Raw genomic sequence first — 18,848 nt, forward strand, 5'->3', positions numbered from 1 at the left:
GCCTCCGCCTCCAGGGGGGACTCGCGGGGACGCTTGGGCTGGAGCGGCACGTCGATGTCCAACTGGGCCGCGGCGGCCTGGGACGCGCGCGGCTCCTGGGCCGGCAGCGGCGAGAACGACGCCTTGAGGGGGCCGGGCCTGGCGCCCAGCACCTCGTAGGGGCCGCTGCCATGCTCCTCCGCGTGCGACTCGTAGTCCTCGGCGGGCATCTCTTCGCGCACGTAGAGTCCTCCGAAGGCCTCCGGGTACGCCTTGCGCAGGGCGGCCACGCGGGCGCACTTCTCAATCATGGTGGTGGGAATCTTGGACCACAGCGGCGTCTGCTGGACGTAGCCGCCGAAGTCCAACCACACCACCACCGGCAGCTTGTCCTCGCGCACCACACGCGACCAGGCACCCACCAGCGCGCCCTTGCGCTTGGCGGGGTTGAAGCGGTGCACCACCTCGCCTCGACCCTGGTCCACCACGATGTCGTCCTCGGCGAACACCGCGCTCGCCTGGATGCCCTTGAAGTCCGGGAAGCGCTCGGCGCGCGCGAGCATGCCAGCCTCGGAGGGCTGGAACTCGTACTTCGTGACCCAGTTGGGCCGCTCGCGGTTGCCGGCGTTCTGCCGGCGTGCCACGCAGAAGGCCTCCTTGAGGAGCGGGTCCAGGCCGCTGCGCTTGCACTGCTCGATGAAGAGGGCGAACTCGTCCTCGCTGATGCCGCGAGGGCAGATGGTCCGCTTCACGAGCTCCACGCGCTCCCGCGTCCACCCTGCGTGCTGGCCTCCGTGGCCGCTCGCCGTTCCTTCCGCCTTCTGCTGGGGGTTGGCTTCCATCTCTGTCTTCTCCTGCTACGTCCTGCGCGAAAAGGGCGGACGACCTCCGTCCGCCCGCATGGTTGCCGCGGGGTGCTCGGTGCGCTCGAGGGGACTGACCGCGGGCCGTCACACGCTCGCCGCCCCGCCAGGCGGGGACGAACAGCGCGCTACGGCCATGTTGAACATCGGAGCGGGAGGCTCGCTTCACATGTCCGCGTCGCGTGCCGGGCCCGGTTGATGGGCATGCGGACCAGCACCGCCTCCAGAAATCACCGGAGACAGATCGCCACGGACAGGAATGAAGGGGGGCGCGAAAAAACGTTTTGACACAGCCAGCGGCGTTCTGTAGTTACCGCCGCCACCTGGACGTCGCGCAGCGCAGGCGGCGAACCGGGGCAGTGCCGGGAGCGTAGCTCAATTGGCAGAGCAATGGACTCTTAATCCATAGGTTGTGGGTTCGATTCCCTCCGCTCTCACTGCGAGGCCCCTCCAGAAATGGAGGGGCCTTTTTGTTTTTCCGGCCCTCTGCCGTCCCGTGGACGTTTCACGGTAAGACGGTGCAGCGCACGACGACGCAACCCGGGCGGGTGGCGAAACTGGTAGACGCGCCAGACTTAGGATCTGGTACCGCAAGGTGTGAGGGTTCGAGTCCCTCCTCGCCCATTTCGCGTTGACCCGTTCGTGCCTATCCCCTAAAGGCGCACGTCCCACTTTTCCGGCACCGCCCGAAACGACTGATTGTCCGGCGGCGGTGGCGAGCGAGGCCCGCATGAAGGTCCAGGTCGAAGAGCTTTCTCCCATTGAGAAGAAGCTCTCCATCGAGGTCGACGATGCCCGCGTGGCGGAGGAGCTGACCCGCGCGTACTCCAACCTGGGCCGCCAGGTGCGGCTGCCGGGGTTCCGTCAGGGCAAGGTGCCTCGCCGCATCCTGGAGCAGCGGTTCCGTGACCAGGTGGAGGACGAGGTCATCCAGCGCGTGGTGCAGAGCGCGTACGTGGAGGCCATCCGCGAGCACAACGTGGAGGTCGTCGCCACGCCGCAGGTGACCAACTCCGGCCTCAAGGCCAACACCCCGTTCACCTTCGAGGCCCGCGTCGAGGTGAAGCCCAAGGTGGAGGCCAAGGACTACGTCGAGCTGCCGCTGACGAAGTCCGACACCGCCGTCACCGACGAGCAGGTGAACGAGCAGCTGGAGCGCATGCGCCAGTCGCAGGCCCGGCTGGAGCCCGTCACCGACCGCGACACCGCCGCCTCCGGCGACTACGCCACCGTGGACTTCGACGCCACCGTGGACGGCCAGCCCTTCACCGGCAGCAAGGCGGAGGGCATCACCGTGCAGGTACAGCCCGGTGAGCTGGTGGAGTCCAAGATGGCCGCCCTGGAGGGCGTGAAGGTCGGCGAGTCCAAGGACATCGACTACGCCTTCCCGCAGGAGTACCAGGTGGAGGAGGTGCGCGGAAAGACGGCGCGCTTCCACGTCACGCTCAAGGGCGTGCAGAAGGAAATCGTCCCCGAGCTGAACGACGACTTCGCCAAGCAGACGGGCGTCGCCCAGTCCATGGACGAGCTGCGCACCAGGCTCCGCGAGGACATGGAGAAGGCGCGCAAGTCCCAGGTGGAGGGCGAGGAGCGCGAGGCGCTGGTGAAGGCGCTGCTGGAGCGCAACACCTTCGACGTGCCCCGCGCCATGGTGGAGCGGGCCATGGACTCCATGCTGCGCGGCGCGCTGCAGCAGCTCCAGCGCTCCGGCGTGGACCCCCGCCAGCTCAACCTGGACTTCAACCGTCTGCGCGAGGACATGCGTGAGAAGGCCCTCCAGGAAGTGAAGGGCACGCTGCTCTTCGAGGCCATCGCTCAGAAGGAGGGCATCCAGGCCTCCGACGCGGACGTGGACGCCCGCATCGAGCAGCTCGCCAACGAGGCGGGCCAGCCGGTGGCCACGGTGCAGAAGTACTTCAAGGGCGCCGACGAGCGGCTCGGGTTGTCTCTCCGACTCCGGGAGGAAAAGACGATTGAATTCCTGAGGAGCCGGGCGAAGTATTCGTAAGGTTCCCTCACCGAGGTCGACATGCCCTTCATGCCCGTTCCCTACGTCATCGAGCAGACCCACCGGGGTGAGCGCTCGTACGACATCTACAGCCGGCTCCTGAAGGACCGCATCGTGATGCTGGGCACGGAGATCGACGATGACGTGGCCAACGTCATCGTCGCCCAGCTGCTGTTCCTGGAGTCGGAAGACCCGGACAAGGACATCAACCTCTACGTCAACTCGCCGGGTGGTTCGGTGACGGCGGGCCTCGCCATCTACGACACCATGCAGTACGTGAAGTGTCCGGTGTCCACCATCTGCGTCGGGCAGGCGGCCTCCATGGGGGCCGTCCTCCTGCTCGCCGGTGCCAAGGGCAAGCGCTACGCCCTGCCGTCCAGCCGCATCATGATTCACCAGCCGCTGGGCGGTGTGCGCGGTCAGGCAACGGACATTGAAATCCAGGCGAAGGAAATCCTCCGGATGAAGGCGAAGCTCAACGAGCTCATCGTCAAGCACACCGGGCAGTCCATCGAGCGTGTCGAGAAGGACACGGACCGCGACTACTTCATGGGCGCGTCCGAGGCGAAGGCCTACGGCATCATCGATGAAATCCAGAACCCCCGGAAGGTCGTGGGACTGGGCAAGGAAGAGAAGAAGTAGGCGGATTGCCGAGGCTTCGGGGCCTCGGTTGGCAGCCGGAGCCGCGGGAATGCGCCCCCGCGACTCCGGCTTTCTGCTTTCTGCGTCACGGCACAGGCCCTGTTAAGTACCCGGAAGGCGCGTGGACGTTCCGGACGGGGGCTGACTAGATTGGTTCCGAGCCAGGAACGGGGTGGAGTTCGGGGTCGGGGGCCTTTCAGGCGCAGCGAGGGACGAAATGGCGGGCAAGAACGTGGAGAAGCGAGACAACCAGACCCTCTGCTGCTCTTTCTGTGGAAAGTCACAGAAGGAGGTCAAGAAGCTCATCGCGGGGCCAACGGTCTACATCTGCGACGAGTGCATCGGGCTGTGCAACGACATCATCGCGGAGGAGATTGACCGCGAGGAGACGAAGGACACCAAGCTGCGCATTCCTCGGCCCTCCGAAATCAAGGCGGTGCTGGACGAGTACGTGATTGGTCAGGAGCGGGCGAAGAAGACGCTCTCCGTCGCCGTGCACAACCACTACAAGCGCATCGAGTCCAAGGTCGCGATGGAGGACGTGGAGCTCCAGAAGAGCAACATCCTCCTGCTGGGGCCCACCGGTAGCGGCAAGACGCTGCTGGCGCAGACGCTGGCGCGCATCCTCAACGTGCCCTTCACCATCGCCGACGCGACGTGCCTCACCGAGGCCGGCTACGTGGGCGAGGACGTGGAGAACATCATCGTCAACCTGCTGCAGGCCGCCGACCACGACATCGAGCGGGCCCAGCGCGGCATCGTCTACATCGACGAAATCGACAAGATCGCGCGCAAGTCGGAGAACCCCTCCATCACCCGCGACGTCAGCGGCGAGGGCGTTCAGCAGGCGCTGCTCAAGCTCATCGAAGGCACGGTGGCCAACGTCCCGCCCAAGGGGGGCCGCAAGCACCCGCAGCAGGAGTTCCTGCAGGTGGACACCACCAACATCCTCTTCATCTGCGGCGGCGCCTTCGGCGGGCTGGACCAGGTGATTGAGCGGCGCATGGGCGGTCGCAGCCTGGGCTTTGGCGCGGAGGTGCAGTCCAAGAAGCAACGCAGCCTCACGGAGCTGCTCAAGCACGTGGAGCCGGAGGACCTGCTGAAGTTCGGCATGATTCCGGAGTTCATCGGCCGCCTGCCCATCATCACCGCGCTGGAGGAGCTGGACGAGGCCGCCCTCATCAACATCCTCAACCAGCCGAAGAACGCGCTCACCAAGCAGTACCGCAAGCTCTTCGAGCTGGACGGCGTGACGCTGAAGTTCACCGACGGCGCCCTCAAGGCCATCGCCAACGAGGCCATCCGCCGCAAGGCGGGCGCCCGTGGCCTGCGCTCCATCCTGGAGTCGGCCATGCTGGACGTGATGTACGAAATCCCGTCCCGCAAGACGGCCCGCGAGGTGCTCATCTCCGAGGAAGTGATTCTCAAGAAGAGCGAGCCGGTGGTGCTGCACGCGCAGCCGGACAAGGAAGCCGCGGAGCCGAAGAAGGAATCCGCCTGACGCCTGGGCCCCTGTCCGGGGCCTCGGTGTCGTCTGATTGACGGGGCGCGTCACGGAGCCACCAGATGGGGTCCGGGCGCGCCCCTTTCGTCAGGGGAGGGGCCAGGCTGCGTTGGCCCCGCCACACTTTTTGTGGGACGGCCGGGGGCCTTTCTGTATGTGCTGGGCCCATGAGAAAGCTGCTCGTTCCCGCCCTGATGTCGCTCGCGGCGTGTGCCTCCCAGAAGGAGGCCGCGCGTGATGAGCTGCCCGCGGCAGCCTCCGCGGCCCCCGTCCCTGAGGAGTCTCCCCGCATGTCACACCCGGCGACCCGGGCAGAGCAGGTTGTCGACACGTTGCACGGCGTCCAGGTGGCGGACCCGTACCGGTGGCTGGAGGACGAGAAGGCCCCCGAGGTCCAGGCGTGGATGGCGACGCAGGACGCGCACGCCCGCGAGGCCCTGGCGAAGTTCCCCGGCCGCGACGCGCTGCACAAGCGCTTCACGGAGCTGTTCTACACCGACTCCGTCTCCACTCCGTCGCGCCGCAACGGGCGCTTCTTCTACGTCCGCACCCACAAGGACAAGGAGAAGGCCATCCTCTACTGGCGCCAGGGGGAGAGCGGGCAGGAGAAGGTGCTGTTGGATCCGAACGGCTGGAGCAAGGACGGCACCGTGTCCCTGGGGACGTGGGCCGCGTCCTGGGACGGCAAGAAGGTGGCCTTCGCCCAGAAGCCCAACGCCGCGGATGAGGCGGTGCTGCACGTCATCGACGTGGACTCCGGCGAGTGGTCCAAGGTGGACGTCATCGAGGGCGGCAAGTACGCCACGCCCAAGTGGACGCCCGACAACAAGGGCTTCTATTACGAGTGGCTGCCCACGGACCCGTCCATCAAGGTGGACGAGCGCCCCGGCTACACCACCATCCGCTACCACGCGCTGGGCACGGACCCGTCGAAGGACGCCGTGGTGCACGAGCGCACCGGCGACCCGACGACGTTTCTCCAGAGCGACCTGAGCCGCGACGGCAAGTACCTGTTCGTCTACATCCTCCGCGGCTGGAGCGAGAACGACGTCTACTGGAAGCGGCCGGGCGAGAAGGACTTCCGCCTGCTGGTGAAGGGCGTGGGCGCCAAGTACGAGGTGCACGCCTGGAAGGACCGCTTCTACGTCCTCACCGACGAGGGCGCCCCGCGCCAGCGCGTCTTCGAGGTGGACCCGGCGAAGCCGGCCCGCGCGTCGTGGAAGGAAATCGTCCCCGAGGACCCGTCCGCGTCCCTGCTGTCCGCCAACATCGTCGGCGGGCACCTGGCGCTGGAGTACCTCAAGGACGCCACGTCCGAGGTGCGCGTGGCCACACTGAAGGGCCAGCCGGTGCGCACGGTGCAACTGCCGGGCGTGGGCGCGGCGTCCAACCTGGTGGGCCTGGAGGACCTGGATGACGCCTATTACGTCTTCACGTCCTTCACCACGCCCCGTCAAATCTACAAGACGTCCGTCAGCACCGGGAAGTCGGAGCTGTGGGCCAAGGTGGACGTGCCCATGGACCCGGAGCAGTACCAGGTCGAGCAGGTCTTCTATGCGTCCAAGGACGGGACGAAGGTGCCCATGTTCGTGGTGCACCGCAAGGACCTGAAGCGTGACGGCAACGCGCCCACGCTGCTCTACGGCTACGGCGGCTTCAACGTGAACATGGAGGCCAACTTCCGCTCGAGCATCCTGCCCTGGCTGGACGCGGGCGGCGTGTACGCGGTGGCCAACCTGCGCGGCGGCGGCGAGTACGGCAAGGCGTGGCATGACGCCGGCCGCCTGGACAAGAAGCAGAACGTCTTCGACGACTTCCACGCGGCGGCCGAGCACCTGGTCCAGGCGAAGTACACGCAGCCCAAGCGGCTGGCCATCTACGGCGGCAGCAACGGCGGCCTGCTGGTGGGCGCGGCCATGACGCAGCGGCCGGAGCTGTACGGCGCGGTGGTGTGCGCGGTGCCCCTGCTGGACATGGTGCGCTACCACCTCTTCGGCAGCGGCCGGACCTGGATTCCGGAGTACGGCACGGCGGAGAAGCCCGAGGACTTCAAGACGCTGCACGCCTACTCGCCCTACCACCACGTGCGCCCGGACGTGCGCTACCCCGCGCTGCTGATGATGGCGGCGGACCACGACGACCGGGTGGACCCCATGCACGCCCGCAAGTTCGTGGCGGCGGTGCAGAACGCGCCCGGAAACCCGGCGCCGACGCTGCTGCGCATCGAAGCCAACGCGGGCCACGGCGGCGCGGACCAGGTGGCCAAGGCCATTGAGTCCAGCGTGGACCTGTATTCGTTCCTGTTCCATGCCCTGGAGGTCCAGGGGGCACAGGGTGGGGTGGCGGCGCAGGGCCGCTGACACCCCAAGCGGACGCCCGAGGGAGCCTCGGATGTTCCCTTGATGGCACGGCGCCGTTCCCCAATCTTGAGCCGGGGAACGGCGCCGCGAATCGCCGTGTTATAGAACTGCTGCATCCCGTACGAATGCTCGGCGAGCGAGCAGACGGGCAACTCTTCCAGGGGCCTGCAACTCCGACGGCCCGCAGGTGGCGGATACATGTTCTTCGGACGTGACGACAAGAAGGAAGCCCAGAAGCGGGGTCTGACGGTCCCGCTCTTGCCCCTTCGGGACATCATCGTGTTCCCGCACATGGTGGTGCCGTTGTTCGTCGGCCGGGAGAAGTCCATCGCTGCGTTGAAGGACGCGATGGCGCACAAGGGGCCGGACGACAAGGCCGTCATCCTGCTGGCCGCGCAGAAGAAGGCCAAGACGAACGACCCCACCCCCGACGACATCTTTCACTTCGGTACGCTGGGCCATGTCATCCAGCTCCTCCCGCTGCCCGACGGCACGGTCAAGGTGCTGGTGGAAGGCGTGCGCCGCGCCAAGGTGAAGAAGTTCCACCCCAACGACGCCTTCTTCATGGTCGAGGTGGAAGAGGTGGAGGAGCAGACGGAGAAGACGGTGGAGCTGGAGGCGCTCGTTCGCAGCGTCCACTCCGTCTTCGAGGCCTTCGTCAAGCTCAACAAGCGCATTCCGCCTGAGATGCTGATGCAGGTGGCCAGCATCGACGACCCGGCGCGGCTCGCCGACACCATCGTCGCGCACCTCTCCCTGAAGCTGAACGACAAGCAGGCCCTGCTCGAGACGGAGTCCCCGGCCAAGCGCCTGGAGAAGCTCTACGAGCTGATGCAGGGGGAGATCGAGATTCTCCAGGTGGAGAAGAAGATCCGCACGCGCGTCAAGAAGCAGATGGAGAAGACCCAGAAGGAGTACTACCTGAATGAGCAGATGCAGGCCATTCAGAAGGAGCTGGGTGAGCGCGACGAGTTCAAGAACGAAATCCAGGAGATCGAAGAGAAGCTGAAGAACAAGCGGATGAGCAAGGAGGCCACGCTCAAGGTCAAGAAGGAGCTGAAGAAGCTCCGGATGATGAGCCCGATGAGCGCCGAGGCCACCGTCGTCCGCAACTACATCGACTGGATCATCAGCCTCCCCTGGTACGACGAGACGCAGGACCGCCTGGACGTCACCGAGGCGGAGACGGTGCTCAACGAGGACCACTACGGCTTGAAGAAGCCGAAGGAGCGCATCCTCGAGTACCTGGCCGTGCAGCAGCTGGTGAAGAAGCTCAAGGGCCCCGTGCTGTGCTTCGTCGGGCCGCCGGGCGTGGGCAAGACGTCGCTGGCGCGCTCCATCGCCCGGGCCACCGGCCGCAAGTTCGTGCGCCTGTCGCTGGGCGGCGTGCGGGACGAGGCGGAGATTCGGGGCCACCGCCGCACGTACATCGGCGCGATGCCGGGCAAGCTCATCCAGTCGCTGAAGAAGGCGGGCAGCAACAACCCCGTCTTCCTGCTCGACGAAATCGACAAGATGTCCACGGACTTCCGTGGCGACCCGAGCGCGGCGCTGCTGGAGGTGCTGGACCCCGAGCAGAACCACAACTTCAACGACCACTACCTGGACCTGGACTACGACTTGTCCAAGGTGATGTTCATCTGCACCGCGAACACGATGCACAACATCCCCGGTCCGCTGCAGGACCGCATGGAGGTGATTCGCATCGCGGGGTACACCGAGCCGGAGAAGCTCTCCATCGCCCGGCGCTACCTCATCCCGAAGGAGCAGGAGGCCAACGGGCTGGCGGACCTCAAGGTGGACATCTCCGACCCGGCGCTGCGGACCATCATCCACCGCTACACGCGGGAGTCGGGCGTGCGCTCGCTCGAGCGTGAGATTGGTGGCGTGTTCCGCAAGATTGCCCGCGACGTGCTGAAGAACGGCAAGCGGGACATCGAGGTGGACCGGAAGATGGCCATGAAGTTCCTGGGCACGCCCCGCTACCGCTACGGCGTGGCGGAGAGCGAGGACCAGGTGGGCATCGTCACGGGCCTCGCCTGGACGGAGCTGGGTGGCGAAATCCTCACCACCGAGGCCACGGTGATGCCGGGCAAGGGCAAGCTCATCATCACCGGCAAGCTGGGCGAGGTGATGCAGGAGTCCGCGCAGGCGGCCATGTCCTACGTGCGCAGCCGCGCCGAGCGCTTCGGCATCGACCGCAAGGCGTTCGAGAACTACGACATCCACGTCCACCTGCCGGAGGGCGCGATTCCGAAGGACGGTCCGTCCGCCGGCGTCACCATCTGCACCGCCCTGGTGAGCGCGCTCACCCGCGTGCTCATCCGCCGCGACGTGGCGATGACGGGTGAAATCACCCTGCGTGGACGGGTGCTCCCCATTGGCGGCCTGAAGGAGAAGACGCTGGCCGCGCACCGGGCGGGCATCAAGACGGTCCTCATCCCGAAGGCCAACAAGAAGGACCTGAAGGACATCCCGCTGAAGATTCGCAAGCAGCTGCGCATCGTCCCGGTGGAGTTCGTGGACGACGTGCTGCGCGAGGCGCTGGTGTTGGAGCGGCCGGAGGAGTTCGGCCGCAAGCCGACGACGGATGGCGGCAAGCTGGGCGCCGAGCTGCCGTCGTCGCCGGCCGTGGCCCCGGCCTAGCGGAGACAGACAGCACCCGATGGGCCTCCGCGCCCGCCGGGCTGAGCTGAAGAGAAGCCAGGACGCCGGACGACCAAGGTCGCCGGGTTCCTGGCTTCTCCTTTTCGAGCGCATGGCGCTTCGGGGTAGAAGGGGCCCTGGTGGCTCCGCGCGCTCGACTCCGGTGGTGGTGGTACCTGCTGGCCGTGTGGGCCGCGTCGTGTGGGCCGTGTGGCTTCCAGCCAGAGCCCGGCGTGAAGGTGGTGGTGCCGGCCATGCCCACCACGCTGGATTGGAGTCACTCGGACCCGGACAGCTGGGCGAACTACCCGGTGATGCTGGTCACGCAGCGCGGGCTCACGCGGCTGGGGTCGGACCACGGCGTGGAGCCAGGGCTGGCCGAGCGGTGGGCGCGCGTCACGGATGGGCAGGGGCGGGACGTCTATACCTTCCACCTGCGGCGGGACGTTCGCTGGTCCAATGGCGCACCGCTGGTGGCGCGTGACTTCGTCGTGGGCTGGCGGCGCGCGCTGCAGGGCCGCGAGCGCGGAGAGATGGCGGACCTGGAGGGGGCCTCCCATGCGCTGGCGCTCCAGGAGCGGGGCGCGCCGGAGGCCGAGGTTCACGCCGCGCTGGAGCGCGTGGGCGTGGAGGCCGTGGACGCGCACACGCTGCGGGTGACGCTGGCGCGGCCGCGCAGCTACTTCCTGGCGCGCGTGGCCAACGTGTACCTGTTCTATCCGGCGCCCTCGGCGGACCTGGAGGGGAAGTCGGACGAGGAGGTCCGGGACTACTTCGACCGTCCGCGAAATGGCCGGCCCCTGGCGCTGGGGCCTTACCGCGTCGAGCGGTGGGACCGCGCGGGGGAGCGGGTGCGGCTGGTCCTCAACCCGGCCTCGGCCTTCCCGCCGCCGCTGGCGGAAGGGGAGACGCCCGTCCCGGTCATCACCCTGCTGAAGTCGGAGATTGGCCCGGCGCTGTACGAGCGGGAGCGGGTGGACTTCGTCTTCGTGGACAGCGCCGCGGCGCTGCGCATCCACCGGCCGGACGACCTGCGCCGCGAGCCGCTGCTGTCCACGTACTTCCTGGCCTTCAACACGGAGAAGGCGCCGCTGGACAGGCCCGAGGTGCGGCGCGCGCTGGCTCGGGCGTTGGACCGCGAGGCGCTGCTGACGGGGCTGCTGCCCGAGGCGCGGCCGTCTCATGTGTTGCTGCCGCCGGAGCTTCCTGGGGCCGCGACGGCGGAGCAGGCCGCGCGGCTGCCGACCTATGCGCCGGAGCAGGCTCGGGCGGAGCTGGCGGGTGTGGCGGGGCTGGAGCGGCCGTTGCGGCTCGTCTACCGCTCCGGGGATGGCTTCGTGCCCGAGGTGGCCATCGCGGAGCGGCTGGCCGCGCAGCTGGCGCGCGTGGGCGTGCGGGTGGTGCTGGAGGCGCGCTCGGATTTCTCGGCGGAGATTGCCCGGCGCTCCGCGCAGGGGGCTCGCACGTATGATTTGTACCTGCGGCGCCTGGGGGCGGATTACGCGCACCCGAACACGTTCTTCACGTTGTTCGAGCGTGAGGGCAATCACCAGACGGGCTGGGAGACGCAGGCGGGCGGCGAGCCCATGGCGCGCTTCGAGCGGCTGCTGGAGGCGGGGGACGGCGCGCCGGACGAGGCGAGCGCCCGTGCGTCGTATGTCCAGGCGCAGGAGGTGCTGGTGGGGGAGCAGGCGGTGATTGCGCCCCTGTACCACCCGGACCGTTACTACCGCGCGCGCGCGCGGCTGCGCGGGTTGGACGTGGACCCCTTCAACTTCCTGGCGCTGCGCGCGCTGCGCCTGGGGCCGGCGGCGGATGCGTCCCGGGCGGGGTCGTCGCCGTGAGGGCCATCGCCCGGCGACTGGTGCGGCAGGTCGTCCTGGTGCCCGTCGTGGCCGTGGCGTCGTACTTCCTCATGGCCTCGCTTCCGCTGACCACGGAGACGGACGCGAAGCGGCAGGTGTCGCGTGAGCTCGCGGCCTCGTACCAGAGGGACTTGGGCATCGGCGAGCCGCTGGGCTTCCTGCGCCCGTGGGAGAAGCTCCTTCGCGGCGAGCGCCTGGGCACGAGCGCCCAGGGCATCACCGGCGATGAGCTGCTGACGAAGCTGTCCGGCAGCGTGGGCGTGGGCTTGATGGCGCTGCCGCTCGCGCTGACGTGGGCCCTGGGCTTCGCGCTGCTGCGGACAGGGTGGCGCAAGGGACGCTGGGCCGCGCTCGGTGACGTGGTGCCCGCCGTGGCGTTCGGCACGCCCGTCTTCATCCCCGCGCTGCTGCTCGCGCCCGGCGTCGTCGAGCGTGGACACCTGCTGCCCGAGCTGTGCGCGGCGCTGGTGACGTCCCTCTGGCCCGGCATCTTCCTGGGCACGCTGGTGGGTGACGCGCTGGAGACGGAGCTGTCGCGCGACTACGTGCGCACCGCGCTGGGCAAGGGCCTGTCGCGCGCCGCGGTGCTACGCCGCCATGTCCTGCCCAACGTGTGGCCCGCGATGCTGGACGCGGTGGGGCCGGTGGCCACGTCGCTGCTCGCCGGGTCCTTCGCGGCGGAGCGCGTCCTGGGCCTGCCGTACTTCGGCCAGCTCTACGTCCTCGCCGTGCTCAACAAGCAGGTGGCCGTCGTCGTCGTCGCCACCACCACCTTCGCGACGCTGCTCGTCGTCGTGAGCCTCGCGGTGGAGGTGCTGCGCTACGCCGTGGACCCGCGCTCCCGGGAGGCCTCGGCATGAGCCGCGTCCCCCTGCGCGCCCGCGTCGGCCTGGCGCTCCTCGTGGGACTGGGCCTGCTCAGCCTCGTGGCGGGGCGGCTCTTCCCGGAGGCCCTGGCCAGCACCTGCCCGCTGGGCATGGACCCCACGCGCCCGGACCGCACCGTGTGCGAGCTCGCCTTTGGTGGACTCTGGGTCTCCCTCGCGGTGGGGCTCGCGGCGGGCGCGCTCTCCACGTTTCTAGGCCTCGCCGTGGCCGCCGTGGCGCGGCTGTCCGGTGGCGCGGTGGAGCAGACGCTGCTGCGCGCCGTGGACGCCGTCTTCGCACTGCCGGACGTGCTGGTGGTGATGGTGCTCCAGCTCGCGGGGCAGTCGCTCTCCGACGCGGGCGCGGGCGGCGGTCTGGGCCCCTTCGGGCTGATGGTCGCCTCGCTGGCCCTGGTGGGCTGGGCCGGACCCGCGCGCATGTTCCGCAACCGCCTGGCGACGCTCGAATCACAGGAGTACGTGGCCGCGTCCCGGGCGCTCGGCGGTGGGGGGCTGCACCTGCTGCGCGTCCACCTGTGGCCCGCGCTCCGGCCCTTCGCGCTGGCGGTGTTCCTGTCGCGGCTCCCCGCGGCCATCCTCACCGAGTCCACCGTGAGCTTCTTCGGCATCGCCCGGATGGAGCCCATGTCCCTGGGCCGCTACCTGGGCACCAGCTACGCGGCCCTCATCTACGAGGGCGGCGGCCGGGTGGTGCTGCCCGCCTGGGCGCTGCTCGTGCTGCTGGTGCTCGGTGCCTCGCTCGCTTCCCAGGCACTCTCTGGGGCACCTCGCCGGGCGTCCTGAAGTGGAATTCCCAACGTTGGGGGAGGGGTTCTCCTCACACGGAAACCTTTTGCCCACATCGGTGCCTCCATGTCCCTGACGCCTAGCGAAGAGCTTGCCACCTCCACCGAACTCGACACCCGCGAGCGCGAGGAGCGCTCGGACTTGCTCAAGCTGGAGCCCGCGCGCGGCGCGGTGCTCGTCGTCGAGGATGACCCTGCCCACCGCGAAATCCTGGTGGAGATGCTGGCGGGCTGGGGCTACGAGCCCTTGCCCGTGGGCAGCGCCGAGGAGGCGGAGTTCGCCGTGCGCAACAAGCGCATGGACGCCGCCATCGTCGATGTCTTCCTGCCCGGCCGCAGCGGCGCCACGCTGATGTCGCGGCTGCGCGAGCGCTTCCCCCAGTCCGTCCTCATCGGCGTCAGCGCCATGAGCGACGGGGCCATGGCGCGCAAGTGCAAGGGCCTGGGCGCGGACCTCTTCATCGGCAAGCCCCTGGACCCCGAGCGGCTGGCAGAGGCCCTCCGGTCCAGGCACACGAGCTGGCACTGAGGCCCTCTGGACAGGGGCGCCGGGGCGGGTTCCGGTTGCGCCATCGGCGTGAACGGTTGATGCTCCTGGGGTGAAGAACCTTGCTCCTGGCTTGCTGCTGGCCATGCCCCAGCTCGGCGACCCGAACTTCTATCGCTCGGTCGTCTTGATGCTGGAGCACTCGGAGACGGGCTCCATGGGGCTCGTCATCAACCGGGCGGCCCCCTTGACGCTCGGTGAGCTGGCGCGCGGGCAGAACCTGGGCATCGCCGCCGGGCGGAAGGAGTACTCCGTCTACCTGGGCGGCCCGGTGGAGCCCCAGCGGGGCTTCGTCCTCCACGACGACACGGAGCAGCGGGAGAAGCACTCGGTGCTGCCCGGCCTGTTCCTGAGCGTGACGCTGGACGCGCTGGGCCCGCTGCTGACGAATCCGAACCCGCGCCTGCGCTTCTGCCTGGGGTATGCCGGCTGGGGGCCGCGCCAGTTGGAGAGCGAGATTGCCGCTGGCTCCTGGCTCTTCACCGAGGCCTCCGCGGAGGCGGTGCTCGGGCAGGAGCCTTCAAAGCTGTGGGACACGACGCTGCGAGGCATGGGGGTGGACCCCGCCATGCTGGTGATGGGAAGGGGAATGAACTGATGCTCGACGCCGAATTCATCCGGGCCCGCATCCTGGAGGCCCTGCCGGGCTCCGAGGTGGAGGTGCGGGACTACACCGGGACGGGAGACCACTACGAGGCCCGGGTGGTGAGCCCTGATTTCGCTGGGAAAGCGATGGTGCAGCAGCACCAGCTCGTGTACGCGCCCCTGCAGCCGTGGCTGAAGAGCGGCGAGCTGCATGCGCTCGCGCTAAAAACCTATTCTCCCGAGCAGTGGCAGAAGCTCGGGACTCGCTAGAAGGAGCGGTACCCATGACGCCTGAACTCAAGGCCCGGTTGGAGCAGGAGACCCGGTCCCACAAGATTGTCCTCTTCATGAAGGGCAACGCGCTCTTCCCCCAGTGCGGCTTCTCCGCGCGGGCGCTGCAGCTGCTGCAGCCCCTGGGTGAGGTCCACACGGTGGACGTGCTCGCCGACCCGGAGATTCGCCAGGGCATCAAGGACCTCACCAACTGGCCCACCATCCCCCAGATTTTCATCAACGGGCAGTTCGTCGGCGGCTCCGACATCCTCATGGAGCTGGCCGAGCGCGGTGAGCTGGCCGACCTGGTCGCGGGCAAGAGCCCGGCCTAGCGGACGGGGCCTCGGGGCGTGACGGGCGAGGGGGAGACCGACTCCCCTCGCTGCGGCTAGGATGGGAGGCCGCTGCCCCGAGGAACCGCCGTGGTCACTGCTACCCGTCAGAATGCCCCCGAGAATCCGGACGAAGCCTCCGCCGAGGTGCCCACCGCGGGCCCCGCCGTCGAGGCGAACGTCCCCGCCGCAGAGCGCAACGCCGCCGTCCCCCTGACGGACACCGTGTCGCCGGCCCAGGCGCCGGGCGTGGTGGTGGACCCGGATGACCTGGTCGACACGGCGAAGACGCCCACCCTCATGGACAAGGTGCAGCAGTTCCGCGCCCGCCATGAGAAGTGGGAGATGGCCGTCTTCTTCTTCGGCGGCTTCATCTACGACGTCCTCACCATCAGCCGCATCGATGACACGCTGACGCTGGCGCAGAACTTCGGCTACCTGCTCGTCCTGACGGGGCTGCTGCTGCTGGAGCAGCGCTACCCGGACGGCGTGGAGCCGCCGAAGTTCCTTCAGAAGGTCTGGCGCTGGCGCGAGGACGGCATCCACTTCCTCTTCGGAAGTCTGCTCAGCGCGTTCATGCTGCTGCTCTTCAAGAGCACGTCGGGCGCGCTGCCCTACCTGTTCGTGGTGGGCCTCTTCGCCCTGCTGGCGGCCAACGAGCTGCCGCTGTTCCGCAAGCTGGGCCCCCTCATGCGCATGGTGCTGCTCAGCCTGTGCGTGACGATGTACTTCGTCTGCCTGCTCCCGGTGGTGCTGGGGCGCATGGGCTTCTGGGTCTTCCTGCTGGCTGTCGCCGTGGGCTGCGCGAGCATCTTCGGGGTGATGCGCCTCATCCGGCGCTGGCGGCCGGACAGCCGGTACCTGCTGCGCAACGTGGCCATCCCCGGCTTCGGCGTGCAGGCCGCGCTGCTGGGGCTGTACCTGGTGGGCGTGATTCCGCCGCTGCCGGTGGCCGTGCAGTTCGCGGGCATCTACCACCAGGTGGAGCGGGTGAGCCCGGGCGTCTACCACCTGTCCTCGGTAGACTCCGGCGCCTGGTACAAGCCGTGGACGTGGGGCGGGCCGGACTTCCTGATGCAGCCGGGAGACAAGCCCTACTACTTCTTCCGCATCTTCGCGCCGAAGCACTTCCAGTCGTACAAGGTCCGCGTGCGCTGGTACTTCGATGACCCGCAGAAGGGCTGGACGACGTACGGCAACGGCTTCATGGCCACCGTCAGCAGCAACGGCACGGACGGCGGCTATCGCTACTACGCGACGACGTCCAACCTGAAGCCCGGCGCGTGGCGCGTGGTGCTGGAGACGGAGGACGGGCACGAAATCCACCGCCTCAACTTCACCGCGGGGCCGGATGCGAACCCCGGGCCCCGCGTCTTCGACGTCGCCGTGTCCACGCTCAAGGACGTGAAGCCCCTGCCTCACGCGGAGTGGCAGGAGCGGGCCGCGTCCGCGGCGGCGAAGCCGAAGTAGCGCCTTACTTCTTCTTGCCCTTCCGAGCGGCCTTGTCCGCCGCCCAGAGGGACTTCATCCACGCCTCCACGTCCTTCGCCTTGCGAGGGATGTCGGCGGAGAGGACCTTGCAGCCGCGCGCGGTGACGACGACGTCGTCCTCGATGCGCACGCCGATGCCGCGGTAGCGCTTGGGCACCGTGAGGTCGTCCGTCTGGAAGTAGAGGCCGGGCTCCACCGTCAGCACCATGCCCGCCTGGAGCTTCCCGTACTTGTAGGCCTCCTGCCGCGCCTGGGCGCAGTCGTGCACGTCCAGGCCCAGCATGTGGCTGACGTTGTGGAGCGAGTAGCGCTTGTAGAACTGGTGCTCGTCCTTGAGCGCCTCCTCGGCGTCCTCGAGGATGCCCAGGGCCTCCAGGCCCTGTGCCAGCACGCGCATGGCCGCGCGGTTGGGCTCCATGAAGTCGTTGCCCGGCTTCACCGCGGCGAAGGCCGCGTCCTGGGCCTCCAGCACCAGCTCGTAGATTTCACGCTGCTCCTTGGAGAACTTCCCGGAGATGGGCAGCGTGCGGGTGATGTCCGCGGTGTAGAGCGTCTGGCCCTCCACGCCCGCGTCCAGCAGCAGCAGGTCTCCGGGGACGAGCGGCCCGTCATTGTGGTGCCAGTGCAGGATGCACGCATGGGCGCCGGAGGCGGCGATGGTGCGGTAGCCCACGTCGTTGCCCTCCACGCGGGCGCGGAGGTTGAAGATGCCCTCCACGTAGCGCTCCGTCTTCGCCGTCTTCAGGCCGCGGATGACGTCCTCGAAGCCGCGCTGCGTGGAGTCGATGGACGTCTGGAGCTCCTTCAGCTCCTGCGCGTCCTTGAGCAGCCGCATCTCCGACAGCGCCTGGGCCAGCCCCTTGTCCTTGCCCTTCTCACCCGGCTCCGCCACGGCGCCGTCCACCTTGGGGGACAGGCCGCGCAGCAGGCGCGTGGGACGACTCGCCGCGCCGCCGAGTCCGGAGAGGAAGTCCGGCAGCTCGTTGAGGCCCCGGGCCTGGTCCACGCCGTAGCGCGCCTGGCTCTCCTTCACGCCCAGGCGAGGGCCTTCCCACAGCTCTCCCTTCACGCGGTCGGTGAAGAACGTGGCGTCGGTGCGGCCCGGGTTGGGTTCCACGAAGAGCACGTCGGTGTGGCCGCCCTTCTCCTTGGGCTGGAGGACGAGGACGCAGTCCGGCTCCAGGTTGCCGGTGAGGTAGTAGAAGTCGCTGCCCGGCCGGAAGCGGAAGTTGGTGTCGTTGGCGCGCACCTTCTCGTGGCCGGTGGGGATGATGAGCGTCTCACCGGGGAACAGCTTGGAGAGCGCGCGGCGGCGGGCCTTGAAGGCGTCCGCCTGCTTGATTTTCGGGGGCAGCTTCTTCGAGCGCGGCTTCCACGACTTCATCATGAAGTCGAGCAGGGCCGGCGGCGGCACCGTGTCGTGCGTGGCGGGCTTCGCGGGCGCCTGCTCCTCGGAGGTGACAATCGGCTGTTGCTCGCCCAGGGCGGGCTCAGCGGCGGCGGAAGAACGGTTCGTGGCCATGGACAACTCTTCACCCGGCCACGCCGGGCCTTCAAGTCCGAGTTGTCACGGAAGACGCCGCAGTGTCCTCCCGGAGAAGCGCCACCTGCCCCAGCAGGACGGGCACGGCCGTCTCCACGCGGAGAATGCGGGGCCCCAACGAAAAGGGGCGGAAGCCGTGGGCCTCCAGGAGGTCGGCTTCGAAGGGCACCCAGCCGCCGTCCGGGCCAATGGCCAGTACGACGCGCTGGGCCAGACCCACGCCCAGCGCCCGGAGCGGCTGCTCTGCGGGCGGGTGGGGGAGCAGGCGGAGCGACTGGAGGCCGAAGACGGCGTCGAGCTCGTCTTCGACGAAGGGGCGGAAGCGCTCGCGGACCAGGACCTCTGGGAGTTGCGTGTCCCGGGCCTGCTCCAGTCCCTGGAGGAGCAGCTCGCGGACGAAGGCGGCGTCCAACACCTTGGAGTCGAAGTAGCTCTTCTCCACGCGCGCCGCGTTGACCAGGACGATGCGGTCCACGCCCAGTGACGCCACCGCGGGCAGCACCTTCTTCAGCGCCTTGGGGCGGGGGATGGCCAGCAGC

At 68.5% G+C, this 18,848-nt stretch carries 16 protein-coding genes and 2 tRNA genes; 15 read left to right on the plus strand and 3 right to left on the minus strand.

The window, feature by feature from the left end; translation table 11 throughout:
- A partial coding sequence (gene bet, locus G4D87_RS14650) for a phage recombination protein Bet (RefSeq protein WP_205507584.1) occupies positions 1-821 on the minus strand: 821 nt, incomplete at its 3' end.
- 385 nt (positions 822-1,206) lie between these two features.
- On the opposite strand from bet, the gene G4D87_RS14655 reads away from it, so the two are divergent.
- The 15 genes from G4D87_RS14655 (at position 1,207) to G4D87_RS14725 (ending at position 16,745) form a co-directional block, all read left to right on the plus strand.
- A tRNA-Lys gene (locus tag G4D87_RS14655) sits at positions 1,207-1,279 on the plus strand.
- A gap of 105 nt (positions 1,280-1,384) precedes the next feature.
- Positions 1,385-1,466, plus strand: a tRNA-Leu gene (locus G4D87_RS14660).
- A gap of 106 nt (positions 1,467-1,572) precedes the next feature.
- Positions 1,573-2,850 carry a trigger factor gene (gene tig / locus G4D87_RS14665; RefSeq protein WP_163782686.1) on the plus strand — a complete coding sequence of 426 codons (1,278 nt, stop codon included), beginning with the start codon at positions 1,573-1,575 and terminating at the stop codon, positions 2,848-2,850.
- A gap of 21 nt (positions 2,851-2,871) precedes the next feature.
- Entirely contained in the window at positions 2,872-3,492 is a 621-nt protein-coding gene (gene clpP / locus G4D87_RS14670; RefSeq protein ID WP_163782687.1) for an ATP-dependent Clp endopeptidase proteolytic subunit ClpP, read from the plus strand.
- A gap of 217 nt (positions 3,493-3,709) precedes the next feature.
- Positions 3,710-4,993 (plus strand): ATP-dependent Clp protease ATP-binding subunit ClpX, encoded by a 1,284-nt coding sequence (clpX, locus tag G4D87_RS14675; protein WP_163782688.1) that lies wholly within the window; start codon positions 3,710-3,712, stop codon positions 4,991-4,993.
- Positions 4,994-5,190: 197 nt separating this feature from the next.
- Positions 5,191-7,356 carry a prolyl oligopeptidase family serine peptidase gene (locus G4D87_RS14680; protein WP_163782699.1) on the plus strand — a complete coding sequence of 722 codons (2,166 nt, stop codon included), beginning with the start codon at positions 5,191-5,193 and terminating at the stop codon, positions 7,354-7,356.
- Positions 7,357-7,554: 198 nt separating this feature from the next.
- Positions 7,555-10,002, plus strand: a complete 2,448-nt coding sequence (lon, locus tag G4D87_RS14685; RefSeq protein ID WP_163782689.1) for an endopeptidase La — start codon at positions 7,555-7,557, stop codon at positions 10,000-10,002.
- A 137-nt stretch (positions 10,003-10,139) separates the two neighbouring features.
- Positions 10,140-11,846 (plus strand): peptide ABC transporter substrate-binding protein, encoded by a 1,707-nt coding sequence (locus G4D87_RS14690; protein WP_163782700.1) that lies wholly within the window; start codon positions 10,140-10,142, stop codon positions 11,844-11,846.
- Positions 11,843-12,727, plus strand: a complete 885-nt coding sequence (locus G4D87_RS14695) for an ABC transporter permease subunit (RefSeq protein WP_163782690.1) — start codon at positions 11,843-11,845, stop codon at positions 12,725-12,727. The genes G4D87_RS14690 and G4D87_RS14695 overlap by 4 nt, the downstream gene beginning before the upstream one ends.
- Positions 12,724-13,536, plus strand: coding sequence for an ABC transporter permease subunit (locus G4D87_RS14700; RefSeq protein ID WP_163782691.1), 813 nt, complete (start codon positions 12,724-12,726; stop codon positions 13,534-13,536). The genes G4D87_RS14695 and G4D87_RS14700 overlap by 4 nt, the downstream gene beginning before the upstream one ends.
- Positions 13,537-13,605: 69 nt before the next feature.
- Positions 13,606-14,067: a response regulator gene (locus tag G4D87_RS14705; RefSeq protein ID WP_163782692.1), complete on the plus strand. Its 462-nt coding sequence runs from the start codon at positions 13,606-13,608 to the stop codon at positions 14,065-14,067.
- Positions 14,068-14,137: 70 nt separating this feature from the next.
- Positions 14,138-14,683 carry a YqgE/AlgH family protein gene (locus G4D87_RS14710; RefSeq protein WP_163782693.1) on the plus strand — a complete coding sequence of 182 codons (546 nt, stop codon included), beginning with the start codon at positions 14,138-14,140 and terminating at the stop codon, positions 14,681-14,683.
- Entirely contained in the window at positions 14,683-14,940 is a 258-nt protein-coding gene (locus G4D87_RS14715; protein WP_163782694.1) for a BolA family protein, read from the plus strand. Before G4D87_RS14710 ends, G4D87_RS14715 begins: the two co-directional genes overlap by 1 nt.
- A gap of 14 nt (positions 14,941-14,954) precedes the next feature.
- On the plus strand, positions 14,955-15,275 hold the full coding sequence (gene grxD / locus G4D87_RS14720; protein ID WP_163782695.1) for a Grx4 family monothiol glutaredoxin: 321 nt from the start codon (positions 14,955-14,957) through the stop codon (positions 15,273-15,275).
- A gap of 90 nt (positions 15,276-15,365) precedes the next feature.
- The gene (locus tag G4D87_RS14725; protein WP_163782696.1) at positions 15,366-16,745 is read left to right on the plus strand and encodes a DUF2914 domain-containing protein; all 1,380 of its coding nucleotides are present in this window, start codon (positions 15,366-15,368) and stop codon (positions 16,743-16,745) included.
- Between the two features lie 4 nt (positions 16,746-16,749).
- Here the strand turns inward: G4D87_RS14725 and G4D87_RS14730 are convergent, their stop codons facing one another.
- Positions 16,750-18,288 carry an aminopeptidase P family protein gene (locus G4D87_RS14730; protein ID WP_176411113.1) on the minus strand — a complete coding sequence of 513 codons (1,539 nt, stop codon included), beginning with the start codon at positions 18,286-18,288 and terminating at the stop codon, positions 16,750-16,752.
- 31 nt (positions 18,289-18,319) lie between these two features.
- Positions 18,320-18,848, minus strand: a 529-nt coding sequence (locus tag G4D87_RS14735; RefSeq protein ID WP_163782698.1) for an RsmE family RNA methyltransferase, incomplete at its 5' end; no start/stop codon positions are given.

This window comes from Myxococcus vastator (genome assembly GCF_010894475.1).
In the GTDB taxonomy this organism is placed as follows: Bacteria; Myxococcota; Myxococcia; order Myxococcales; family Myxococcaceae; genus Myxococcus; species Myxococcus vastator.

Coding starts and splice junctions, on each gene's coding strand:
- tig (WP_163782686.1), top strand. CDS start 1,573: ATGAAGGTCCAGGTCGAAGAGCTTTCTCCCATTGAGAAGAAGCTCTCC.
- G4D87_RS14705 (WP_163782692.1), top strand. CDS start 13,606: ATGTCCCTGACGCCTAGCGAAGAGCTTGCCACCTCCACCGAACTCGAC.
- grxD (WP_163782695.1), top strand. CDS start 14,955: ATGACGCCTGAACTCAAGGCCCGGTTGGAGCAGGAGACCCGGTCCCAC.
- lon (WP_163782689.1), top strand. CDS start 7,555: ATGTTCTTCGGACGTGACGACAAGAAGGAAGCCCAGAAGCGGGGTCTG.
- G4D87_RS14680 (WP_163782699.1), top strand. CDS start 5,191: ATGTCGCTCGCGGCGTGTGCCTCCCAGAAGGAGGCCGCGCGTGATGAG.
- clpX (WP_163782688.1), top strand. CDS start 3,710: ATGGCGGGCAAGAACGTGGAGAAGCGAGACAACCAGACCCTCTGCTGC.
- G4D87_RS14730 (WP_176411113.1), bottom strand. CDS start 18,288: ATGGCCACGAACCGTTCTTCCGCCGCCGCTGAGCCCGCCCTGGGCGAG.
- G4D87_RS14700 (WP_163782691.1), top strand. CDS start 12,724: ATGAGCCGCGTCCCCCTGCGCGCCCGCGTCGGCCTGGCGCTCCTCGTG.
- G4D87_RS14715 (WP_163782694.1), top strand. CDS start 14,683: ATGCTCGACGCCGAATTCATCCGGGCCCGCATCCTGGAGGCCCTGCCG.
- clpP (WP_163782687.1), top strand. CDS start 2,872: ATGCCCTTCATGCCCGTTCCCTACGTCATCGAGCAGACCCACCGGGGT.